Below are 22,505 nucleotides of genomic sequence, written 5' to 3' on the forward strand. Positions count from 1 at the left end.
TGTATTTAAATAATAGTTTGCATTATTGTAAGGTGGAATGTATAATGTTGAAGTTTAACATGAGATGTATTTAAATAACAGCCAATGCAGATGTAGCAGCCCTGTCCTGGATAGTTGAAGTTTAACATGAGATGTATTTAAATGCTGATTCAGGAGGCGCTACCCTATACCGCAGAAATTGTTGAAGTTTAACATGAGATGTATTTAAATTTTTCAAGCATTGAACGCGTTTCATCTTTGATGTCGTTGAAGTTTAACATGAGATGTATTTAAATAAGTAAAGGGCTTCAGCGTCTTTTCGGGTTTTCACGTTGAAGTTTAACATGAGATGTATTTAAATTTAATCAAGCTTGCTTCAAGCCCCCCTTTAAAACAAGTTGAAGTTTAACATGAGATGTATTTAAATTATGCTAACAGAAATCGAACAAAAAGTATTGTATAAGTTGAAGTTTAACATGAGATGTATTTAAATCGTTCTTTAAAAAAGGTTGGTACATCCATCACTCCCGTTGAAGTTTAACATGAGATGTATTTAAATAAGGATATGTTGAAATCCCTGGATTGGGCAAAGGGGTTGAAGTTTAACATGAGATGTATTTAAATTAATAAAAAAGCCGCACGTTAAGTGCGGCGTATTCGTTGAAGTTTAACATGAGATGTATTTAAATCCTTTTTGCTTCCCTTTATACTTTCGACTTCTTCTTGTTGAAGTTTAACATGAGATGTATTTAAATCTGGTAATTTGTCTAAATAGTAATGAATACAGCCATAGTTGAAGTTTAACATGAGATGTATTTAAATGTAATCATGCGTTTAAATTCTTTTCTTTTTTGCGGAGTTGAAGTTTAACATGAGATGTATTTAAATCATCTACATTTAAACAGTGATCTGGTTTGGCCACTGTTGAAGTTTAACATGAGATGTATTTAAATTTGTACTTACTCAGCCATGACCCAGTAGAATAAAGTTGAAGTTTAACATGAGATACCTTTTTATTAAACAATATTTTACGAAGCTTTTCAGATTAGATTTTGCGAATGCTCAGCATAGTCTTTCTGGCTGTTGTGATATTAGGGTTCCATGTTTTAGAAAGATTACGAAACAGAGGAAGAGATTGGGCTGGGTTTAAGCATAGTGTCGGATAATGGATAAAAAGATGAGGAGGGAAGTGCATGCTTTCGAGGGAAGCTTTTCTGGAGAAACTGAAAAAAGAAATTGAGGCAGAGAACCATTTGATTGCAGTCGCATCTGGAACAGGACTGACAGCAAAATACGCAATTCAGGGCGGCGCTGATTTTCTTCTGGCCTTGAACTCAGGCATTTTCCGCGGGATGGGGCGAGGTTCTCTCGGCGGGCTTTTACCCTACGCCAACAGCAATGATATGGTCTATGAGTTTGGTGTACGGGAGCTTATTCCGCTGGTAGGCGATTTTCCTGTTATATTTGGCTTAAACGCCACAGACCCTACAAGGGATATGACCGCTTATCTGGATAAAATTAAGCGGAGTGGGTTTATCGGGATTAATAATTATCCGACGATTGGTCTCATTGACGGTAAATTCAGGGAGGCACTGGAGGAAAGCGGCAGCGCTTTTGAGTATGAGGTAGAGGCCTTTCGTATAGCCCATGAGCAGGGAATGGTGACGGTAGCTTTTGTATTTGATGAAGACCAGGCGGAGGCGATGCTGGACGCTGGAACAGACATACTCTGTGTACATCTTGGTCTTACTCAGGGCGGTATGCTCGGGGCGGCAAAAGCACTGTCTCTGGTAGCCAGCAAAGACCGTGTTGAAGCAATTTATGCACTTTGTGACCGGCGGCGCCCTGAAGTGATTAAAATGCTCTATGGCGGCCCGGTAAAAACGCCGGTGGATGTGCAGTATATGTATCAAAACACCACTGCCCACGGTTATATCGGAGGCTCAGCCTTTGACCGGATTCCCACTGAAAAGTCTCTTATGAACATTACCAAGGCTTTTAAGACAACTGACGACATCGATGAGAGTGATCTGATGTCCAAGATGCTCAATGGGATTACCAAGTATTATGACTATACGGGTTTTATAAAGGAATATGTGAAGGAAAACTATATGAATGAGATATCCTTTCTGGATCTCGCAAAGGTCTGCCATGTTTCCAGAAGCCATTTGAGCGCTCTGTTTAAAAAGGAGGTGGGATGCAGCTTTCCGGAGTATCTGGTCAACTTCAGAATTCATAAGGCGGCCAAGCTGCTGAAAGAAGAAAACTTAAGGGTTTCTGAAGTGGCTGAGCTGGTAGGTTATCAGGATGTAGCCCATTTCAGTAAAATGTTCAAGAAATATATGGGGGTTTCACCGAAAACGGTTAAACATAAGACATAAACACAAATTGGAAAGACATAAGCACATGTACTTTGTAAAGGTTTGGCAGTATCATATAAGTACACCGGATAATACAGATGCTCGTCATTGGCAGACAGTGGCTGTCTGGAAATCATCTGGAATCTTTTACAGGGGGTAAATGCATTTGAAGACAATCGCAATTGCAGGAACATTTGATTCTAAGGGTCATGAATACGCGTATGTCAAGGATCTGATCGAAAGCCTTGGACTGAACACACTGACCATTAATACTGGCGTTTTTGAACCGGTATTTGAAGCAGATGTTTCCAACGAGGAAGTCGCGAAAGCGGCGGGGGCAGACATAAAGGAAATTGCAGCTAAGGGTGACCGTGCTTACGCGACAGAGATTTTATCAAAGGGAATGGAAATTCTTGTTCCACAGCTATACCAGGAAGGTAAATTTGACGGAATCATTTCTTTTGGCGGAAGCGGCGGCACCTCTCTGGTAACACCGGGGATGCGTAAACTGCCCATCGGCGTTCCCAAGGTAATGGTATCCACCATGGCCTCTGGCGACGTGTCAAATTATGTCGGTACCAGCGATATTGTCATGATGCCGTCTGTTGTGGATGTAGCGGGCCTAAACTCCATATCCACTAAAATCTTTGCCAATGCGGCCTTTGCTATTGCTGGTATGGTGAAATTTGAAGATACTCATGTGATCGAGAAAAAACCACTGGTAGCGGCCACAATGTTTGGTGTTACCACTCCATGCCTCACAGCAGCCCAGGAATATCTGGAAGACAGAGGCTATGAAGTGCTGATTTTCCATGCAACGGGTACAGGCGGACAGTCTATGGAAGCCCTGGTGGAAGGCGGCTTTATCGAGGGTGTCCTGGATATTACGACAACGGAATGGGCCGACGAGCTGGTCGGCGGTATTTTAGCGGCAGGCCCGCACCGTTTGGAAGCAGCCGGTAAAATGGGTGTTCCACAGGTTGTTTCGGTCGGCGCTGTCGATATGGTTAACTTTGGCCCAATGGATTCTGTCCCGGAAAAATTCAAGGGGCGTAATCTGTATAAGCATAATCCGATGATTACTCTCATGCGGACAACCGTAGAGGAAAATAAAGAAATCGGCCATGTTATCGCGGAAAAGCTGAGCGCAGCCAAAGGGCCGGCAACCATCATGCTACCGCTTAAAGGGGTATCAGGTATTGACGCTGAGGGTGAGCCCTTTTATGGTCCAGAAGAGGATAAAATGCTCTTTGATACCATCCGCAATGAAGTTAACCGCGATGTAGTGGATCTGGAAGAATTTGACATGCATGTCAATGATAAGGAATTTGCAGAAGCGGCAGCTCAGAAATTAATCGACTTAATGCAGGCTGCCAAATAAATAAAATATTTAAAGGAGAACGATAATGAATCAACAAACAAGAGCGGAAATTGTTAAAATGTATAAGGAACAGAGAGCTAAAGGCGATATTTTAGTTGGTGTCGGCGCAGGTACCGGGATCACAGCTAAAAGCAGTGAACGCGGCGGCGCAGACATGCTGATTATCTACAACTCCGGCCGTTACAGAATGGCTGGACGCGGCTCTCTGGCGGGCTTGCTGTCCTATGGCGACGCTAACCAGATCGTTGTTGAAATGGCATCTGAGGTACTGCCGGTTGTTAAGGATACCCCAGTACTTGCTGGTGTCTGCGGTACAGATCCTTTCCGTGTTATGGATGTTTTCTTAAAAGAATTAAAAGACATGGGGTTCAGTGGCGTTCAGAACTTCCCGACTGTTGGTTTGATCGACGGCGTTTTCAGACAGAATCTGGAAGAAACAGACATGGGTTATGATCTGGAAGTTGAAATGATCCGTAAAGCGCATGAGCTGGATCTTCTGACGACGCCTTATGTTTTTGATCCAGACCAGGCACGTAAAATGGCAGAAGCCGGCGCGGATATTTTAGTTGCACACATGGGGTTAACCACTAAAGGAACCATTGGCGCGAAAACTGCTTTAACGCTGGATGACTGTGTTGTAAAAGTACGCGACATCATGGAAGCCGGCCGTGAAGTTAATCCGGACATTATGGTTATCTGCCATGGCGGCCCGATTGCAGAACCAGAGGATGCCAAATATGTTATTGACCGTATTGACGGTATTGACGGTTTCTTCGGCGCTTCCAGCATCGAACGGTTTGCGGCGGAAAAAGGGATTACCGCTCAGACAGAGGCCTTTAAAGAAATTAAAAAATAAACATTGAATGTAATCAGTAATCTCTTTCGGGGACTATAAGAGATTTTTTACCCGGCAGCCAGTATTGGCTGCCGGGTTTCTTAATTTTACCAAATGAGTCCTGTTATTACTGAAATTGACTGTGATTTTCACTCGTTTTGGGGTACAATAAAGTTAATTGAATTCTATAAAAAGGGGGAATGCGATTTTGAAGAAAAAATCCATGGCAACCACTGTTGCTGTCATGTCTGTCATTGCTTTGTTTGTCTTTGGCTGCGTGCAGTATGTTAGCGCCAATGATACCAATGAACCAGTCACCGCTGCCGACGGGTCTGTGACCCTGACCAGTAATGAAAGGGTTCAGGGCGATATGACCATTAGGGAGGGGAGTGCGGAAGGTGATATTTATGTCCGCAATACCCAGGTGGATGGAGACATTTTCGTTATTCCCGATGCAGACAGCAAGATCGTCCATCTGGAAAATACCAGTTTCCAGGACCTTGTCGTCAATAAAACCGGAACGATTGTAACGCTCGATAAAGCATCTCGCGGCAACAGCTTTTTTGTCAGCAGCCCGGCAGCAGCCGAAATCGGCGGAAAAATACCGGAGGTTATGATTTCTCAGGTAGCTGGCGGCAGCAATCTTACCGTCACACCCGATGCCGGCGTTGATCAGATGGTCATTGATGGACAGCAAACAGAAGTTACCATTAACAGCAGTATGAAAAAGATAGTGGTCAGTCCAGGCGCCGCAGGGTGCCGCCTGAATATTAACGCTCCGGTAGAAACCCTTGATTTGAACGCGAGAGTGAATGCTGTTGTGGGTGCAAATATCCAGACCATGCTGCTGACTAACGGCGCCAAGGGTAGTAATGTTACCCTGGCAAACGGCGCTGTAATTGATAATTTTGCCTCCGAGGCGCAGATGACCCTTGGAGGAGACGGCAGTATTAATACCATGTATGTCAATTCGCCTGCCAACATTACTGGCGGTGTGGCAACCGGTAAAATCAATGTGCTGAACCACCCCATCGAACGTAAGGCAGAGGGTAATGCCATCAATATGGACCCCAACGCCAGCCCGTTTCAGATGTCACAGCCCCCGCTGCCGATGATCACACAGTCTCTGGAACAGCCTGAAAACCGTAAAGAAGAGCCATCTTCAGCTTCTCAGAGCACAGAAACCGCAGCACCAAGACAGGAAGTCACTGCTGCGCCTGAACAAACGGTAACGCCATCAGCGCCGGAAACACCGGCAGTGACGCCAGCGCCTGAGCCTGAACCAGCTCCCGCGCCCACTCCGGAACCAGCGCCTGAGCCTGCTCCAGAACCTGAGCCAACACCCGAGCCTGCTCCAGAACCTGAGCCAGAACCAGAACCTGAGCCTGCTCCAACGCCAGACCAGACGCCGAGTAATGATGAACCGGAAGCGGCTCCGCAGCCAACCGCAGTGGTTGTAGAAGCGGATGACGCTGCAGTTAGTTAAATCTCTTTATTAAAATAAAAACCAGTTTTGATCCATGTGATCAAAGCTGGTTTTTATTTTGAAGATTTGCTTGACGAATTGTCCTGAAAAGCTTAGACTGGGAAGTACTTACCTAAAAACAAAAAAGGCCGGCCGGGAAATGGTGTGTTGATGAAAAATTCAAAAAGTATTGTATACGGAAGCTTTATTATTTTGCAGTGCATGTTCTGGGGACTGGGGAATCCTGTTGCTAAAATAGGGATGGAAACGATCCCCCCTTTTTATTGTCTTGCCCTGCGTTTCTTGATTGCCTTTATCATCTGTTATGGTTTATTTTACAAAAAGATCAAGGCACAGATCAATAAAAATAATTTTAAGGACGCGGTGGCTATCAGTATTTTTAATTCTGCGGCCTTTATTTTTTCAACGCTGGCGCTCATTTACAGCAGCGCCACCATTGCAGGGTTTTTGATGGCACTGGCGGTTATTTTTACTCCATTCATGTCCTACATTGTTCTGGGCAAAAAATTAAAAAAACGGACGCTTCTCTTTGTCGGGCTGGTCGTGCTGGGCTTGTATTTTCTGTGTGGAAGCCAGGGGAGCTTTAGTTTTGGAATCGGTGAGCTGCTGGCTCTGCTCAGCTCGGTTTCCTACGCGGCGACGATTACTTACAGCTCAAAGCATATAACCAATATCGGGCCAGAGGTATTGTCGACCATTCAATCTGGTGTGGCAGCAGTGATCTGCTTTATTTTTGCGTTTCTTCTGGAGGATGGACGGGTGCTTACCCAGGCCGGACTCGCTGGATGGTCCGCCGTGGTGTATCTGGCTATTGGCTGTACGGTAATAGCTTACCTGCTTCAAAATGTTGCCCTTAAGCATCTGTCGGCTGTCTTTGTATCGCTGGCGCTTTGCTCGGAACCCATCTTTACAGCCTTTTTCTCATTCTTTTTACTGGGGGAACGCCTCACGCTCAGCGGTATTTTTGGCGCTGCTCTGATCATGGCAAGCATTGTGCTGGCCTCGCTCTTTAACGGAGAGTGAAGCGGCTTATTTTTGGGACTGTCCTATCTGCGCTTTAAAGCTTTTGAGTTCTCGTACCAGCCGGCTGATGGGCAGGCCGACCACATTGTAGTAATCACCATCAATCTTTTCCACAAGCAGGGCGCCTTTTCCCTGAATGCCGTAGGCGCCGGCCTTATCCATGGGTTCTCCGGTGGCGATATATGCCCGTATTTCTTCCTCAGACAGAGGAAAGAAAGTAACATCTGTGCGTGTGCAGAAGGCATTTCGATGGCCGGATTTGGTGTAAATACAGACGCCTGTAAAGACCTGATGCGTTTTGCCGGAGAGCGCGGAGAGCATCTCAAAGGCCTCTTCACTGGTATCAGGCTTACCGTAAATGTGCTTACCGACCGCGACGATGGTATCCGCGCCGATGATGAGATCATCCGGGAAATGTTCGGCGGCCAGCTGGGCTTTTCGGGTGGCCAGCATCATGACCGCGCCCTCTGGCGGGGTGCAGCAGAGAATGGTTTCATCAGCGTCTACCGGGCGGGCTTCAAAGGGAATGCCGGCCAGGGCCATGAGCTCTTTGCGCCGCGGTGACGCAGAGGCGAGTATGATTTTCATAAGGAACTCCTTTTTATTGCGTGTTGGTTAGCCTTATTATATGCCTGGAAAGCTAAAAAAACAAGCCTCTCGCCCAAAGGCAGAGAGGCTTGTTGAAGGAGAGCGAATTTAACAGTGGTTTCTGATGCTTTAATATTTACTGGATTCTGCTTACAAAGTCTGCATAGGCCTCGCATCCATGCTCATGAACATCGAGCCCCTCAATTTCGACCACCCGCGGAACCCGGAGACCGTGGCATTTTTTAATGATGAAGAACATTGCGCCAGAGGTTAAAAGAGCCCAGGCGGCCACTGAGATAATCCCCAGAAGCTGAACACCCAGCAGGGTGAAGCCGCCGCCGTAAAGCAATCCGGTGACAGCGTCCTCGGTGCCGGGCGCGTAGTTGGCTAAAAGGCCAACCAGCAGAGTACCCATAACGCCGCAGCCGCCGTGGACGCTGATGGCGCCCACAGGATCGTCGATTCTGAGCTTTGCGTCGATAAAAGGAACCAGGAGAGAGACGGTGATGCCACAGATCAGACCAACGAGAAGTGCGCCCCACAGCGTGATGACCTGACAGCCGGCAGTGATGCCGACCAGTCCTGCCAGCACACCGTTGAGTGTCATGGAGACATCAGGCTTTCCATAGCGCAGCCAGGTAAAGAACATGACGGTTAAACCGCCGACACAGGCAGCCAGGTTGGTGGTCATGGCAATATGGCCGATATCGCCGTTTACAGCCAGTGTGGAGCCGCAGTTAAAGCCAAACCATGCAAACCAAAGGATGAATACGCCCAAGGCGCCCAGTGTCAGAGAATGGCCTGGAATGGCGTTGGCTGAGCCGTCCTTATTGTATTTACCGATGCGCGGCCCAACCATAATTGCGCCCATCAGTGCAACCCAGCCGCCCACGGAGTGGACAGCGGTGGAGCCGGCAAAGTCGATAAAGCCCATTTGTGCCAGCCAGCCGCCGCCCCAGATCCAGTGGCCTGAAACGGGGTAGATGATGAGGCTGACAAAGGCAGAGCAAATACAGTAGGCGGTAAATTTTGTTCTTCCGGCAACAGCGCCAGACACGATGGTGGCTGCGGTTGCGCAAAAAACCGTCTGAAAGAAAATGAACAGCTCTGGCGTAACAGCGTCAAACTGATCCAGAGACAGGGCAGTGGGATTAAAGAAACCGGCAGTGCCGATAAAGGCGCCGTCACCGCCAAACATAACGGCAAAACCCACACATAGGAACAGGACAGAGCCGACCATAAAGTCGACGAAATTTTTCATGATAATATTACCGGCATTTTTGGCACGGGTAAAGCCAGTTTCTACCATGGCAAAGCCTGGCTGCATGAACATAACAAGGCAGGCTGCCAGGAAAACCCATACAATATCTGCTAATTGCTGCATTTCCATAATAAGACCTCTTTCTGAATAAAAAAATAAGGGATCGGTTTTGATTTTTATAGAGTGTGTAAAAATCAAAATCTATCCCCGTTGATAAATAATGGTTTGAGTATTTAATTGTTATAAGTGCGTTTTAAAAATTGTTTATTGATTTAGTAAATCGAAAAGTGCTGAACAGTAAGGGGATACCGAGCTGTTCTTAAAGGGCGTCCGAGCCGGTTTCGCCAGTTCGGATACGGATAACGTCGGAGACATCATAAACAAAGATTTTACCGCCGCCGATTTCATCAGTGGTAAGACGGTCGGTCACCAGCTTGATGATGATGTCGGCAGTCTCATCATCTGTGATGGTTTCAACCTTGATTTTCGGCAAAAAGTTTACGGTATAGGATGTACCGCGGTAGGATTTTTTAAAGCCCTTTTGGTTACCGTAGCCCATAATGTTGGTAATCATCATTCCCTGTACATCGCAGGTATTTAAAAGGCCTTTTAAATCTTCCAGCATGTCGGGCTTAACGACTATTTCTAATTTTTTCATAAGAACCTCCTTTTAGATTTTATAATAAAAAAGAGGCGCCCGCTTCTGGATCGATTTCCAGAATTGCGGGCTCCTCTTTGAGCCGATTAAGAAAGGGTTATATCATTATACATAGAAGAGCAGGTCTTCATAGATGGGGTATGGCCAGTATTTTTCACCGACCATGGTTTCCAGCTCGTCTGCGGTTGCGCGCAGGCTTTCCATGGCTTCAATGACCTTATTCTGGTAGAATCTGGCCTGCTCCTGCACATCCTCGATGCCCTGGGCTTCAATGACGGTTTTATCGAGAATTTCGACCTTTTTAACCAGAGAACCGGATAATTTAGAGACAGTCTCCAGTACTGTTTCTTCCGCTGTTGCGTCGATGAAATCACCGAGGGCTTTTTTCTGTGTTAAAATAGCTGCCAGATCCTTGGTGTAGTCCAGAACCGCTGGAAGAATTTCACGTTTTGCCATGGTCAGCATGGTTAAGGCTTCGATGTTTAGGGTTTTGCTGTAATCCTCAAAATGGATTTCCTGACGGGCATCCAGCTCGCCGTGGGTATAAATGCCGTGTTTATCAAACAGCTCGACATTTTTAGGTTCACAATAGGTTGCAAAAGCATCCGGTGTAGCTTTCAGGTTTGGCAGACCGCGGCGTTCTGCCTCCTGAACCCACTCTTCAGAGTAGTTGTTACCGTTGAATACAACGCGTTTATGTGCTTTAAGGGATTCTCTTAGCAGTTCGATCAGTGCGGGTTTGAAATCATCTGCCGCTTCCAGCTTATCAGCAAACTCGCCGAGTACCTCAGCAACCATTGTGTTGAGGGCAATGTTCGGGCCGGCGATGGACTGGTTTGAGCCAAGCATTCTGAATTCAAACTTATTGCCGGTAAAGGCAAACGGCGAAGTACGGTTACGGTCGGTTGCATCAACAATAAAGTTTGGCACTGCGTCTACGCCCAGGTCCATCACCAGATCTTTTGCTTCTTCGACCGGTTTACCGGTTTCGAGTGATTTAAGCGCTGGTGTCAGCTGGTCGCCCAGGAAGATGGATACAATGGCCGGCGGAGCTTCATTTGCGCCGAGACGGTGATCGTTGCCGGCGCTTGCGACCGTACAGCGCAGTAATTCGGGGTAACGGTCAACCGCTTCGATCACAGCGACCAGGAAGGTTAAGAACTGTAAATTTTCGGAAGGTGTTTTACCTGGGTTCAGCAGGTTTTCACCGGTATCTGTGCTTAAAGCCCAGTTATTGTGTTTACCGGAGCCGTTGACGCCGGCAAAGGGCTTTTCATGAAGCAGGCACTGCAGGTCGTGTCTGAAGGCTACCCGCTGCAGTGTTTCCATGATCAGCTGGTTGTTGTCAGTAGCTAGGTTAGAGGTTGAGAAAACCGGCGCCAGCTCATGCTGTGCGGGGGCAACCTCGTTGTGGCGGGTTTTTGAGGGAATGCCAAGCTCCCATAATTCGCGGTCAACGTCGCGCATGAAGTGGCAGACACGTCCGCGGATACGGCCAAAATAGTGGTCTTCCTTTTCCTGGCCCTTAGGAGCTTTTGAGCCGAACAGGGTTCTGCCGGTGAGGATCAAGTCCTTACGCTTTTTATACATATCTCTTTCGATCAGGAAGTATTCCTGCTCTGCGCCGACTGTGGTTGTAACCTTTTTGACATCCGTTTTGCCAAAGAGTCTGAGGATACGGATGGCTTCATCACTGATAACCTTCATGGATCTTAAAAGCGGTGTTTTTTTATCCAGAATTTCACCGGAGTAGGAAATAAAGGTTGTTGGAATATACAGTGTTGTTCCTTTTACAAAAGCAAAAGAGGTCGGGTCCCACGCAGTGTAGCCTCTTGCTTCAAAGGTTGCGCGAAGGCCGCCTGAAGGGAAGGAGGAAGCGTCTGGCTCGCCCTTGATCAGTTCTTTACCGGAGAATTCCATGATGACCTTGCCTTCTTCAGTCGGGCTGATGAAAGCGTCGTGCTTTTCTGCGGTGATACCGGTCATTGGCTGGAACCAGTGCGTGAAGTGGGTTGCGCCCTGTTCCAGAGCCCAGTCCTTCATGGCGTTTGCGACAACCTCGGCCACATTTTCATCCAGAGGGGTATCTTCTTTGATGGTACTCATCATGGACTTGTAAATGTGCTTTGGCAGACGCTTGCGCATTACCGTAATATTAAACACTTTTGAACCGAAAAGATCAATAACGTCATTCTTACAATCTTTTACTTCTAACTCTTCAGACATAACAGCCTCCTAAAATATAGATAATATGATTTTATTTTTCCTGCGTATGATAATGATACATGGGGTCGTTTATAATGTAAAGGGAAAGATTAACCGTCACAGAAGAAAGGGAGATTTCTCTGCGCGGCAATCATTCCATGAGGAGGCGGAGAAATTGAGGCGTTTCTCCGCCGATTAATTAAGGTATCCTGAGGAACTTATAAACAGTTCATTTTAAGGAAGCATTGGTTGTCAATAAAAATAGATGCAACTGCCTGTGGAAGAAAGATACCGTCATTAACTTTTTAAACTCAAGCAAAGAAGATAATAAAAAAAGGCGCTATTAAAAGTGCGAAAACACTCTCAACAGCACCATTGCTATCTTCAATTGCGGAATGTTGTTTCCGCGTTTCTCTCAAGTTGTGATGTCATTATAGACCAATTCCAGAGGGTTGTAAAGGGGTTTTTAAAGAAAAATGCATTGAAACGGTTATCAAGATTACAATAAATTTACAAAAGCATATTGTATACATTTTGCAATCCTTATCAGGCAATTTTTGATTGAACTTGTATACAATCTATGGTATAAATATTAAAAATAAATAAGTACTCAATTAAGAACAATGGCGTTCGAACCGTACAGGATCAAAACAGACTGTATATGTAAAGATGGATAACACTGGCGTTGTCCAATCTGACATATGCGCGTTTAAAATGTGTTTTTGAAGTTTTGATCAGGGGTTGGTTCGTCATGTTCTTTTTTATTGTTTTAATCAGAGACAATGCAACATTCAGTCTATGCAAAAGAAGGAGAGAGCTATGTTAAAAAAAGAAGGACAAATCAGAATCCCAAGTGGTTGTGCGATCTCGGGAATCATACATAAAAAGGGAAAGCCTGTGATTAACGGCAGCCAGATTGTGGATTCCATCGCAGTGATGCACGATCGTTCCAACGGGCTGGGCGGCGGCTTTGCGGGATATGGAATTTATCCGGAATACGCAGACTCCTACGCGTTTCATGTCTTTTATGACGACTTTAAAGCCAGACAGGAAACGGAGCGCTATCTGGATAAATACTTTGACGTGGTTAATCTGAGCCGGATACCCGTGCGTAAAAATAAAAATATCAAGGACGAGCCTCTGATATGGCGTTACTTTGTCGATCCGATCTTCACTAAAATACAGGAGGAGAAGGGCGAAATTGATGAAGAAAAATTTATTGTTGATACAGTGTTCTACATTAATACCTATATCGACGGCGCCTATATCTTTTCAAGCGGAAAGAACATGGGCGTTTTTAAAGCTGTTGGGTTTCCTGAGGATGTCGGTGATTTTTACAAGCTTGAGGAATATGACGGCTACTGCTGGACAGCCCATGGCCGTTATCCGACCAATACGCCAGGCTGGTGGGGCGGCGCCCATCCTTTTGCGCTTCTGGATTACTCTATTGTCCACAATGGGGAGATTTCCTCTTACGATGCAAACCGGCGTTTCATTGAGATGTTTGATTATAAGTGCACCCTTCTGACCGATACAGAGGTTATTACCTACATTATTGATTTTTTAAACCGCAAGCAAGGCTTTGATTTTGAGGACATTGCCAGCATCATCGCTGCGCCTTTCTGGGAAGAAATCGAAAAGATGGAGTCGGAGAAGGCCAGACGCTTTAAAACACTCCGCAACACCTTTGCCAGCCTGCTGATCACCGGTCCCTTTTCAATCATGTGTGGTTTTACCGATGGATTAATGGCACTGAACGACCGGCTGAAGCTGCGTTCGATGGTTGCCGGGGAAAAGGACGAGGTGGTTTATATCGCCAGTGAGGAAAGCGCCATCCGCGCGGTGTGTCCGGATGTAGGCGATATCTGGGCGCCAAAGGGTGGTGAGCCCATCATTGTCCGAGTGAATCGTGAAGGAGAATAAACAATGGGAATCAATTATATTTATCCACAATATGAAATTGTCAGAAATCCAAACCGCTGCATCAAATGCCGGGTCTGTGAAAGACAGTGCGCCAACGAGGTGCACAGCTACGATGCGGAGCTGGACGTCATGAAAGCAGACGAAACCGGCTGTGTGGACTGCCAGCGCTGTGTGAGTATGTGCCCGACACGCGCTCTTAAGATTGTCAAGACCGACAACCAGTTCAAGGAAAATTACAACTGGAAGCAGAGCACCATTGAGGAAGTTTACCGCCAGGCGGGCAGCGGCGGTGTCCTGCTCTCCTCCATGGGAAACCCCAACGAATACCCGGTATATTGGGATAAAATGCTCATTAACGCCAGCCAGGTAACTAATCCGTCCATCGACCCGCTGCGCGAGCCAATGGAGACAAAGGTGTTCCTGGGTAAAAAGCCTGGTCAGCTGGAGATGGATAAAGCGGGAAACATTATTTCCGAGATTCCACCGCAGATTGAGCTGGAGCTGCCCATTATGTTTTCGGCCATGTCCTACGGTTCCATCAGCGAAAACGCCCACAAGTCCCTTGCCCGTGCGGCAACGGAGCTTGGAACCTGCTACAATACCGGCGAGGGCGGTTTAAACAAGGGCCTGTACCAGTACGGGCAAAACACCATCGTCCAGGTAGCTTCCGGCCGCTTTGGCGTGCATGAGGATTACCTGATGGCCGGCGCCGCCATTGAGATTAAAATGGGACAGGGCGCGAAGCCCGGGATCGGCGGTCATCTGCCCGGTAAAAAAATCGGGGAAAAGGTGTCAAAAACCCGCATGATTCCAGAAGGCGCCGATGCCATATCACCGGCGCCCCATCATGATATTTATTCCATTGAGGACCTGCGTCAGTTGATTTTTTCATTAAAAGAGGCCACCGGCTACACTAAGCCGGTGATTGTCAAAATCGCCGCGGTTCACAATGTGGCCGCCATTGCATCGGGCATTGCGCGCTCGGGCGCAGACATCATTGCCATCGACGGCTTTAGAGGCGGTACCGGCGCAGCGCCGACCCGCATCCGTGACAACGTCGGGATTCCCATTGAGCTGGCGCTGGCGTCGGTGGATCAGCGTCTGAGGGATGAGCAGATCCGCAATGATATCTCCATCGTTGTCGGCGGCAGCATCCGCAGCTCCGCCGATGTGGTCAAGGCCATTGCCCTTGGCGCAGACGCCTGCTATATTGGCACTGCCGCCCTTCTGGCCCTCGGCTGTCATTTATGCCGCCACTGCCAGAGCGGCCGCTGCAACTGGGGCATCGCCACACAGCGTGAGGATCTTGTAAAACGGCTGAATCCGGAAATTGGCGCACAACGCCTCACCAACCTCATGCGTGCCTGGAACCATGAAATCCAGGAAATGATGGGCGGTATGGGCATCAACTCCATCGAGTCTCTCAAGGGAAACCGCCTGATGCTGCGGGGCATTGGCCTGTCCGATAGAGAACTTGAAATTCTTGGAATAAAACATGCGGGGGTTTAATGATGAAACGAGTATATGTCAATGAAGAATGGTGCCTGGGCTGTCACCTTTGCGAATATCAGTGTGCTTTTGCAAACTCCGGCGAGGAGGATATGTTCAAGGCCTTTAATCGAAAGGAAAAACCATTGCCGCGCATCCGTGTGGAGGATGGTATGGAAAACGGGGTGGAAATCCATTTTGCGGTTTCCTGCCGCCATTGCAAAACACCTTACTGCGTCAAGGGCTGCATTACTGGCGCTTTATCAGTCGGGGAAGATGGTGTGGTTAAAATCGACGATACACGCTGTGTGGGCTGCCGTACCTGTATTGCCATGTGCCCCTACGGCTGTCTGGTGGTCGGTCACACGAAAACCATGCTGAAATGTGAACTGTGCACAGAAAACGGCGGTGAGCCAGCCTGTGTTAAAAACTGTCCGAACCGTGCCATTGTTTTTGAAGAAAGGGGTGCTGTCAATGAATAAGACAAAGTATTTGATCATCGGAAATTCCGCCGGAGCCATCGGCGGCGTCACGGGTATCCGCAAAGAGGATCAGGACGGCAGCATCACGATTATCAGCGCAGAAAAACACCACACCTATTCAAGACCGTTGATCTCCTATTGGCTGGAGGGCAAAGTCTCCCAGGAGAAAATGATTTACCGGGATGAGGCGTTTTATGAAAAAAATGCCTGTGAGGTAATGCTTGGTACAAGGGCAGAGCGCATTGACGCGGAAAAGAACCAGGTGCGCCTGGCAGGCGGCGGAGTCATCGTCTATGAAAAGCTTCTGGTGGCGACGGGCTCTGTTCCCTTTGTGCCGCCGATCAAGGGGAGGGAGACGGCCAAAAACACCTTTACCTTTACAACCATGGATGACGCGGCTGGCGTGGGTGAGATTCTGGATAAAAATTCTAAAGTCGTCATTTTAGGCGCGGGGCTCATTGGCCTGAAGGCAGCTGAAGCGGTTGTGGGACAATGCGCGGGTGTGACGGTGGTAGATCTGGCAGACCGGGTGCTGCCCAGTGTTCTGGACGCAGAAAGCGCAGAGATTATCAAGGCGCATCTGATGAGCCGGGGAATGGTTTTAAAGCTGGAAACCAGTATTACCGAAATCGGCGATATGGAGGTTGCTCTGAGTGACGGTGAGCTTCTCCCCTATGATATTCTTATTCTGGCAGTGGGGACAAGACCGGAGATGGGGCTGGTCGAGCAGGCTGGCGGAAAGGTGGAACGCGCAATTGTGACCGATGATCACCAGCAGACCAGCCTGAGGGATATTTATGCGGCTGGAGACTGTACGCAGAGCTATGATATTACCTCACAGACGGCTAAAAACATGGCGATTCTGCCAAACGCCTATATGCAGGGTGAGGTGGCAGGACAAAATATGGCTGGCGGCAGCGCTGTGTACGAAAAGGCCTTTCCGGTAAATTCCATGGGGCTTCTGGGCCTGTATATGATGACAGCAGGCAGCTATCTCGGCGAAGCCATCACTGTTAAAACCAATGAAAGCTATAAGAAATTTTATATAAAGGACGGCGTTTTAAAGGGCTGTATCATCATCGGTAATTGCTGTCGCGGCGGTATTTATACCGATATGATCCGGGAACAGATTCCCCTTGAGACAGTGGATATGCAAAGGCTGATAAAAGAACCGGGCCTCATGGCTTTTAAACCCGGGGAACGTTATGCAAAGCTCAGTGCAGAGCATTAGGAGGAACAAGGATGATCATTGAAGCAGGAAAAAAATATTATACCGAGTTGAACCGTGAGGTAAAGGCAGCAGAGGACCGCGAGATTACCATCAAGGGGGTTCTGGGTCAGCGCTATATTGGTACTGGCGTTAAAAACAAAAATATTACTGTTTACGGCACACCGGGCAATGCCATGGGGGCATATTTAAGCGGCACGAATATTACGGTTTACGGCAACGTGCAGGATGCAGTGGGCGACACCATGGATAACGGCGATATTGTGGTTTATGGAAACGGCGGCGATACCCTGGGCTATGGCATGCGCGGCGGCAGCATCTACATCCGCGGCAACGGAGGCTACCGCGCAGGCATTCACATGAAAGCTTATATGGAGCACCAGCCCGTGGTGGTGATCGGCGGAAAGGTCGGGTCTTTTTTGGGCGAGTATCAGGCCGGCGGAACCATTGTGGTTCTGGGGCTGGGCGTGGAAAACGCTTTTCCGGCAGGCGGCTACTGTGGGACGGGTATGCACGGCGGAGCCATGTATATCCGCAGTGATGTGCCGCCCACAGAGCTGGCACCGCAGGTAGTGGCAGAGCTGTGCACACCTGCAATGCTGGAGCCGGCCATGGCCTGTATTGAAAACTACTGTCATTATTTTGACGCTGATATTAAGGAGATTTTAGCAAAACCCTTTTATAAATTGACACCAAGTGCCAACAATCCTTATAATGATTTATATACAGCGTATTAAGGAGAGAAAAAATGAATTTTGGCAAAAAAACACTCGATGCCGTCAGCTATATCGAAGAAAATGATATTAAATTTATCCGGATGCAGTTCTGCGATATCTATGGGCAGAGCAAAAATATCGCCATATCCAACGAGCAGATCGAGCGCGCCATTCTCTATGGTGTGCCCTTTGACGCTAATTCTGTGGCAGGCTGTCTGGATGCGGATCATTCTGATTTGATCCTGCACCCAGACCTGTCCACCCTTCAGATTCTGCCCTGGCGGCCGCAGCAGGGCAAGGTGGCCAGAATTCTCTGCGATGTGAAATACCCGGACGGCACAGATTTTGAAGGCGACAGCCGTTATATATTGAAGGAGCAGATGAAAAAAGCCGAGAAGCTGGGCTATCGCTTTAACGTGGGCGCAGAATGTGAATTCTTTCTGTTCCGCCTTGGGGAAAACGGAGAGCCGACCAGAGAGCCGGTTGACGACGCCGGCTATTTTGACCTGGCTCCCTTTGACCGCGGCGAAAATACGCGGCGTGAGATTATCCTGACGCTGGAGGAAATGGGGTTTGAAATCGAAAGCTCCCATCATGAATCGGCCCGGGGACAGCATGAGATCGACTTTAAATACAGTGGCGCCCTGGAGTCCGCGGACAACATCATGACCTTTAAGACAGTGGTTAAGACCATTGCCCAGCGCAACGGCCTGCATGCCACCTTTATGCCAAAGCCCCTCAACGGGCAGCCAGGCAGCGGCATGCACATTAATATGTCGCTTATGAGAGACGGCGAAAATATTTTTACCAGTGATTTCGGCGGGCTGACCGATGAAGCCAGATGGTTTGCCGCCGGTGTGCTCGGGCATATCCGAGGGATCAGCGCGGTATCCAACCCGCTGGTCAATTCTTACAAGCGTCTGATGGACGGCTACGAAGCGCCCCAGACTGTCAGCTGGGGCTACGGCTCCCGATCACCGCTTATTCGTATCCCGGCCGCTGTGGGCGATTACTGCCGTATGGAGCTCAGAAGCCCGGACCCGGCCTGCAATCCCTATCTCACCTTTGCGCTGGTTCTGGCAGCCGGCCTTGAGGGGATTGAAAAGAAACTGACCCTGATGGACCCACTGGGGGAAGCACCCGCAGCGCTTCAAAAACTGCCCATGACATTAAGGGAAGCGCTGGGAGAAATGGAAAAGGATACCCTGGTGGTAGAAGTCCTCGGCGAGAAAACAACACAGAAATATATTCAGCTTAAAAGCTGGGAATGGAGACAATACATCGGAATGGTCCATGAGTGGGAAATTGACCGTTATTTTTCAACCTTCTAATCTGGGAAGAATAAAAACCTGAAAAAAGGGGGGATGAAATAATGAGTAATGTGTTGTTGGTATGCAGGCAGAACGAGATTACAAAAGCGCTGACGGAGATCATGCGGGGGATGGATTTCAGCATGATTGACGCGGTCCCCTCCGGCAGTGAAGGCCGAAGGCGTCTTCAGGAAATAGAGTATGATATGGTCATTATCAATACCCCTCTGGGCGATGAGTTCGGTATCGAGCTGGCCCTTGATACGATCGAAAAGTATCTGATCGGCGTAGTGCTTATCGTAAAAAACGAGCTGGTAGAACATGTGGAGGCCAAGCTGATGGACACAACAGCCTTCGTGGTGTCTAAGCCCATCAACCGCCAGTTTTTGACCCAGAACATCAAGTTTGTGCTGCACTCAAAGGAAAAGATGCAGCGTCTTAAGGAACAGAACGAAAAGCTGCAAAAGAAAATGGATGATATTAAGATCATTTACCGGGCCAAGCTGTGCCTGATGGGTTATCTGAATATGACCGAGGAACAGGCCCATCGTTACATACAGAAGCAGGCAATGGATATGCGGATATCACCCCGGCAGGTTGCAGAAAACCTCATCCGGACCTACGAGCGCTGAAAAGATTTTAAGAACCTGTTTATTCCTCTGAAATAGGTGTATAAATAATATAAGAACGTCTTGTTTCAAGGAGGAATAAACAAAATGGGTAAATTAAAAGGAACGAAAACACTGGAAAATCTGATGAAGGCATTTGCAGGCGAAAGCCAGGCCCGCAACCGCTATACTTTTTTTGCGTCAAAAGCTAAAAAGGAAGGCTATATTCAGATCCAGAATATTTTTTTGGAAACAGCAGCCAATGAAAAAGAACACGCCGAAATGTTCTACAAATACATCGTGGAAAATGAAGGTCTGGACGGCGAAGCCATGATGGTCGGCTTTACCGCAGAATATCCTGTCAGCCTGAGTGATGACACCCGCACCAATCTGATCAACGCCGCTGCTGGCGAACGCGAAGAATGGAGCGACTTGTACAATAACTTTGGAAAAACCGCTGAAGAAGAAGGCTTTAAAGACATTGCGGCTACCTTCAAATATATTGTAGAGGTTGAAAAAGCCCATGAAGCCCGCTATTTAAAATTAGCTGAAAACATTGAAAAGGAACGCGTATTTAAGCGTTCAGAATCTGTCAAATGGAAATGCGGAAACTGCGGCTATATCAGCGAAGGCAAGGAAGCGCCAAAGGTATGCCCGGCCTGCAAGCACGGCAGAGAATACTTTGAATTATTTGTAGAAGCTTATTAAAGAACATTTAGAACGAACCGAGCTCCGGAGGTCAGAGAAACTGACTCCGGAGCTTTTTTGAAATATTTTAAGACAGTTTTGTTATAATCGTTGCACAAAATAAAGGGAGGAATAAAAAATGTTTTTAGATACAGCGAATATTGAGGAAATTAAAAAGGCCATGAAGACTGGCGTTTTTAAAGGCGTTACGACCAATCCAACCATTCTTCTTAACGAGCGGACCCCCAGAGCGGAAAAGGTGCATGAAATCCTGGAGATGGGGGTGCGTTTTATCTATGTGCAGGCCATCGGCGAAACAGTGGAGGAGCGTCTGGAGGACTGCGAGACAATTCTGTCCCTCGACAACGCGGGGCGTGTCGGTCTTAAAATACCAATGGATATTGCAGGGCTGGAGGTGGTAAAGCAGATACGCGAAAAATACCCGGACTGCAGAATTCTGGGGACAGCCGTTTACTCTGCTGATCAGGGGATATTTGCCGCGCTGGCGGGCTGCGACAGTATTGCGCCTTACATTAACCGCATGTCCAACAACGATCTGGACCCCTACAAGGCAGTTTCCATTATCCGCGATTTTATTGATGAACACCAGTTAGACTGTGAGATTCTGGGCGCAAGCTTTAAAAATACCAACCAGGTCATACAGACCCTGGCCTGCGGCGCGCATTCTGTTACCATTCCTTATAATATCTTCGAAAAGATGATGAACAAGGAGCTGGCAGTTTCGGCCATCGAAACCTTTAACAGGCATGGAGAAATGCTGAGAGAAAAATATTAAGCCAATGCTGCGGTACCCTTAGGGTGCCGCTTTTTTATTTTTAATCACTTATTAGTGATAATGATTTTATCCTGTTGAATAATACCGGAAAAAAGGATATAATTTTATATGTAAATGATTAAATAATAAATAATATGTCGATCGGCATCAATAGAGGGAAAAATGAAAAAGCATATTGGCCGGAGCGTCTGCCTTGTGGCGATAGCGGCGCTTCTTTTAACAGGCTGCGGGCAGAAAAAAGAAACCGTATCGGTGACAGCCTTTGAAACGCCCCAATACGAATGGGGAACTGTATCGAACCGGACCATTACCATCTGGGGCGATGACACCGACCTTAAGCGGCCTTATCAAAAAAAGGCCTTTGAACGCTACCAGGAAATAACGGGGAATACCCTTGAGATAAGATATCTTTCGAAGCAGGAAATGTCAGAGGAGGTGCCGGCGGCTTTTCAATCCAATACTGCGCAAAAGCCGGATATATTGTTGAGCTATGGCGGAATTAATCTGGATAACCTGAAGCCAGAGGAAAATTTTTATGATTTCACCGGGGCACAATGGGTGGAGGACCTGACAGATACAGCCCTTAATCAGACCATTTACAATGGTAAAGTGATCGGCCTGCCTCATGGGGAGGCCTCTGTTTCCGGAATGCTGTACAATAAAAAGATTTTTAAGGCGTATGATCTGGAGATTCCCCGCACACAGGAGGAATTTATGCAGGTTTGTGCGGTTCTTTATGAAAAAGGCGTAACGCCTGTGTACCTTCCCAATGAAGGCAGCACCATGCTGCTCTGCCAGTTTCCAATGGACAGCTTTACCTCGAAATCTGAAATACTGGAAGGGCTCAATAACAATACCCTCTCTTATACAGATATACCGGAAATGAAAACAATCGTGCAGTGGTACCGCACCATGGCGCAGAAGGGATACTTTGGCGATAGCTACGCAGATAATAACTGGGAGGGAATGAGCAGTGCCATGTCCAGTGAGCGTTATGCCATGATGATCTGCTGGGATACCTGGCTTTATACCGATTTTGAAGGAGACGCCTCACAATTTGGCCTGATGCCGGCCTTTATCGGCGTTCCTGAGGAGGGATGCTTTGAAGGCCCAAACCAAATGCTGCTGCTTGCCAGTAAGAACAGTGTAAACCTCGATGCGGCGCTGGACCTTATCACTTTTATGGCCGATCCTTACAATTATAATATCGACTATGAGGGTATTTATACCGCTCCCATTTTCAAAAATCAGGTGGGGAGTATATCCACCCCTCAGTATGTGGAGGCAGACCGGCTGATCGAGCAGCATTTTTATGATTCCGTTACCTGGCTCAGACTAAAAGGCTTTTCCCAGGTCGACGCGGCTTATATACAACGATACATGCAGGAAACGGATTACACAGCCGACGCCTGCCTGAGGGATATGGACAACGCGCGTAAAAGCCGCGCAGCCGGGAATGAACCGTAGGATTATATTTTATCCCTATGGATA

Annotated in this window: 19 protein-coding genes and 1 CRISPR repeat array (1 of these 20 cut by a window edge); of the genes, 15 read left to right on the top strand and 4 right to left on the bottom strand. The window is 47.6% G+C overall.

What is annotated here, in order from left to right; all coding sequences use genetic code 11:
- Positions 1-996: direct repeats of the CRISPR family, unit length 30 nt; unit sequence GTTGAAGTTTAACATGAGATGTATTTAAAT (it extends 1,071 nt beyond the left edge of the window).
- A 176-nt stretch (positions 997-1,172) separates the two neighbouring features.
- The 5 genes from DW091_RS00865 to DW091_RS00885 all read left to right on the top strand — a co-directional run bounded on the left by DW091_RS00865 (position 1,173) and on the right by DW091_RS00885 (position 7,064).
- Positions 1,173-2,360: a phosphoenolpyruvate hydrolase family protein gene (locus DW091_RS00865; protein ID WP_058693288.1), complete on the top strand. Its 1,188-nt coding sequence runs from the start codon at positions 1,173-1,175 to the stop codon at positions 2,358-2,360.
- Between the two features lie 145 nt (positions 2,361-2,505).
- Positions 2,506-3,720, top strand: coding sequence for a Tm-1-like ATP-binding domain-containing protein (locus DW091_RS00870; protein WP_118517279.1), 1,215 nt, complete (start codon positions 2,506-2,508; stop codon positions 3,718-3,720).
- 25 nt (positions 3,721-3,745) lie between these two features.
- On the top strand, positions 3,746-4,576 hold the full coding sequence (locus tag DW091_RS00875) for a phosphoenolpyruvate hydrolase family protein (protein ID WP_013382456.1): 831 nt from the start codon (positions 3,746-3,748) through the stop codon (positions 4,574-4,576).
- Between the two features lie 187 nt (positions 4,577-4,763).
- A complete protein-coding gene (locus DW091_RS00880; RefSeq protein WP_118517168.1) occupies positions 4,764-6,041 on the top strand; it encodes a hypothetical protein in 1,278 nt (425 codons plus the stop codon).
- Between the two features lie 150 nt (positions 6,042-6,191).
- Entirely contained in the window at positions 6,192-7,064 is an 873-nt protein-coding gene (locus DW091_RS00885; RefSeq protein ID WP_058693290.1) for a DMT family transporter, read from the top strand.
- Positions 7,065-7,070: 6 nt separating this feature from the next.
- Here the strand turns inward: DW091_RS00885 and DW091_RS00890 are convergent, their stop codons facing one another.
- From DW091_RS00890 to DW091_RS00905, 4 genes are all read right to left on the bottom strand, one after another.
- On the bottom strand, positions 7,071-7,652 hold the full coding sequence (locus tag DW091_RS00890; RefSeq protein ID WP_058693291.1) for a Maf family protein: 582 nt from the start codon (positions 7,650-7,652) through the stop codon (positions 7,071-7,073).
- Between the two features lie 136 nt (positions 7,653-7,788).
- Positions 7,789-9,042 (bottom strand): ammonium transporter, encoded by a 1,254-nt coding sequence (locus tag DW091_RS00895; protein ID WP_058693292.1) that lies wholly within the window; start codon positions 9,040-9,042, stop codon positions 7,789-7,791.
- Between the two features lie 190 nt (positions 9,043-9,232).
- Positions 9,233-9,571, bottom strand: a complete 339-nt coding sequence (locus DW091_RS00900) for a P-II family nitrogen regulator (RefSeq protein WP_118517169.1) — start codon at positions 9,569-9,571, stop codon at positions 9,233-9,235.
- A 105-nt stretch (positions 9,572-9,676) separates the two neighbouring features.
- Positions 9,677-11,797 (bottom strand): glutamine synthetase III, encoded by a 2,121-nt coding sequence (locus tag DW091_RS00905; protein ID WP_058693293.1) that lies wholly within the window; start codon positions 11,795-11,797, stop codon positions 9,677-9,679.
- A 798-nt stretch (positions 11,798-12,595) separates the two neighbouring features.
- Here DW091_RS00905 and DW091_RS00910 point away from each other — a divergent pair.
- The 10 genes from DW091_RS00910 to DW091_RS00955 all read left to right on the top strand — a co-directional run bounded on the left by DW091_RS00910 (position 12,596) and on the right by DW091_RS00955 (position 22,481).
- A complete protein-coding gene (locus DW091_RS00910; protein WP_118517170.1) occupies positions 12,596-13,699 on the top strand; it encodes a glutamine amidotransferase family protein in 1,104 nt (367 codons plus the stop codon).
- A 3-nt stretch (positions 13,700-13,702) separates the two neighbouring features.
- Positions 13,703-15,208 (top strand): glutamate synthase-related protein, encoded by a 1,506-nt coding sequence (locus DW091_RS00915; protein ID WP_118517171.1) that lies wholly within the window; start codon positions 13,703-13,705, stop codon positions 15,206-15,208.
- Between the two features lie 2 nt (positions 15,209-15,210).
- On the top strand, positions 15,211-15,669 hold the full coding sequence (locus DW091_RS00920; protein WP_118517172.1) for a 4Fe-4S dicluster domain-containing protein: 459 nt from the start codon (positions 15,211-15,213) through the stop codon (positions 15,667-15,669).
- Positions 15,662-16,900 (top strand): FAD-dependent oxidoreductase, encoded by a 1,239-nt coding sequence (locus tag DW091_RS00925; RefSeq protein WP_118517173.1) that lies wholly within the window; start codon positions 15,662-15,664, stop codon positions 16,898-16,900. Before DW091_RS00920 ends, DW091_RS00925 begins: the two co-directional genes overlap by 8 nt.
- An 11-nt stretch (positions 16,901-16,911) precedes the next feature.
- Positions 16,912-17,634: a glutamate synthase gene (locus DW091_RS00930; protein ID WP_118517174.1), complete on the top strand. Its 723-nt coding sequence runs from the start codon at positions 16,912-16,914 to the stop codon at positions 17,632-17,634.
- Between the two features lie 11 nt (positions 17,635-17,645).
- A complete protein-coding gene (locus DW091_RS00935; RefSeq protein ID WP_118517175.1) occupies positions 17,646-18,944 on the top strand; it encodes a glutamine synthetase family protein in 1,299 nt (432 codons plus the stop codon).
- A gap of 41 nt (positions 18,945-18,985) precedes the next feature.
- Positions 18,986-19,555 carry an ANTAR domain-containing protein gene (locus DW091_RS00940; protein WP_058693300.1) on the top strand — a complete coding sequence of 190 codons (570 nt, stop codon included), beginning with the start codon at positions 18,986-18,988 and terminating at the stop codon, positions 19,553-19,555.
- An 84-nt stretch (positions 19,556-19,639) separates the two neighbouring features.
- Positions 19,640-20,239, top strand: coding sequence for a rubrerythrin (gene rbr, locus DW091_RS00945; RefSeq protein ID WP_013382441.1), 600 nt, complete (start codon positions 19,640-19,642; stop codon positions 20,237-20,239).
- A 118-nt stretch (positions 20,240-20,357) separates the two neighbouring features.
- Positions 20,358-21,014 (top strand): transaldolase family protein, encoded by a 657-nt coding sequence (locus tag DW091_RS00950; RefSeq protein ID WP_118517176.1) that lies wholly within the window; start codon positions 20,358-20,360, stop codon positions 21,012-21,014.
- Between the two features lie 162 nt (positions 21,015-21,176).
- The gene (locus tag DW091_RS00955) at positions 21,177-22,481 is read left to right on the top strand and encodes an ABC transporter substrate-binding protein (protein ID WP_074618140.1); all 1,305 of its coding nucleotides are present in this window, start codon (positions 21,177-21,179) and stop codon (positions 22,479-22,481) included.
- Positions 22,482-22,505: the final 24 nt, after the last annotated feature.

The sequence above is a fragment of the Eubacterium sp. AM05-23 genome, assembly GCF_003477535.1.
Taxonomy (GTDB): Bacteria; Bacillota; Clostridia; order Eubacteriales; family Eubacteriaceae; genus Eubacterium; species Eubacterium maltosivorans.

Coding starts and splice junctions, on each gene's coding strand:
- DW091_RS00865 (WP_058693288.1), top strand. CDS start 1,173: ATGCTTTCGAGGGAAGCTTTTCTGGAGAAACTGAAAAAAGAAATTGAG.
- DW091_RS00875 (WP_013382456.1), top strand. CDS start 3,746: ATGAATCAACAAACAAGAGCGGAAATTGTTAAAATGTATAAGGAACAG.
- DW091_RS00885 (WP_058693290.1), top strand. CDS start 6,192: ATGAAAAATTCAAAAAGTATTGTATACGGAAGCTTTATTATTTTGCAG.
- DW091_RS00890 (WP_058693291.1), bottom strand. CDS start 7,652: ATGAAAATCATACTCGCCTCTGCGTCACCGCGGCGCAAAGAGCTCATG.
- DW091_RS00895 (WP_058693292.1), bottom strand. CDS start 9,042: ATGGAAATGCAGCAATTAGCAGATATTGTATGGGTTTTCCTGGCAGCC.
- DW091_RS00900 (WP_118517169.1), bottom strand. CDS start 9,571: ATGAAAAAATTAGAAATAGTCGTTAAGCCCGACATGCTGGAAGATTTA.
- DW091_RS00905 (WP_058693293.1), bottom strand. CDS start 11,797: ATGTCTGAAGAGTTAGAAGTAAAAGATTGTAAGAATGACGTTATTGAT.
- DW091_RS00910 (WP_118517170.1), top strand. CDS start 12,596: ATGTTAAAAAAAGAAGGACAAATCAGAATCCCAAGTGGTTGTGCGATC.
- DW091_RS00915 (WP_118517171.1), top strand. CDS start 13,703: ATGGGAATCAATTATATTTATCCACAATATGAAATTGTCAGAAATCCA.
- DW091_RS00920 (WP_118517172.1), top strand. CDS start 15,211: ATGAAACGAGTATATGTCAATGAAGAATGGTGCCTGGGCTGTCACCTT.
- DW091_RS00925 (WP_118517173.1), top strand. CDS start 15,662: ATGAATAAGACAAAGTATTTGATCATCGGAAATTCCGCCGGAGCCATC.
- DW091_RS00930 (WP_118517174.1), top strand. CDS start 16,912: ATGATCATTGAAGCAGGAAAAAAATATTATACCGAGTTGAACCGTGAG.
- DW091_RS00935 (WP_118517175.1), top strand. CDS start 17,646: ATGAATTTTGGCAAAAAAACACTCGATGCCGTCAGCTATATCGAAGAA.
- DW091_RS00940 (WP_058693300.1), top strand. CDS start 18,986: ATGAGTAATGTGTTGTTGGTATGCAGGCAGAACGAGATTACAAAAGCG.
- rbr (WP_013382441.1), top strand. CDS start 19,640: ATGGGTAAATTAAAAGGAACGAAAACACTGGAAAATCTGATGAAGGCA.
- DW091_RS00950 (WP_118517176.1), top strand. CDS start 20,358: ATGTTTTTAGATACAGCGAATATTGAGGAAATTAAAAAGGCCATGAAG.
- DW091_RS00955 (WP_074618140.1), top strand. CDS start 21,177: ATGAAAAAGCATATTGGCCGGAGCGTCTGCCTTGTGGCGATAGCGGCG.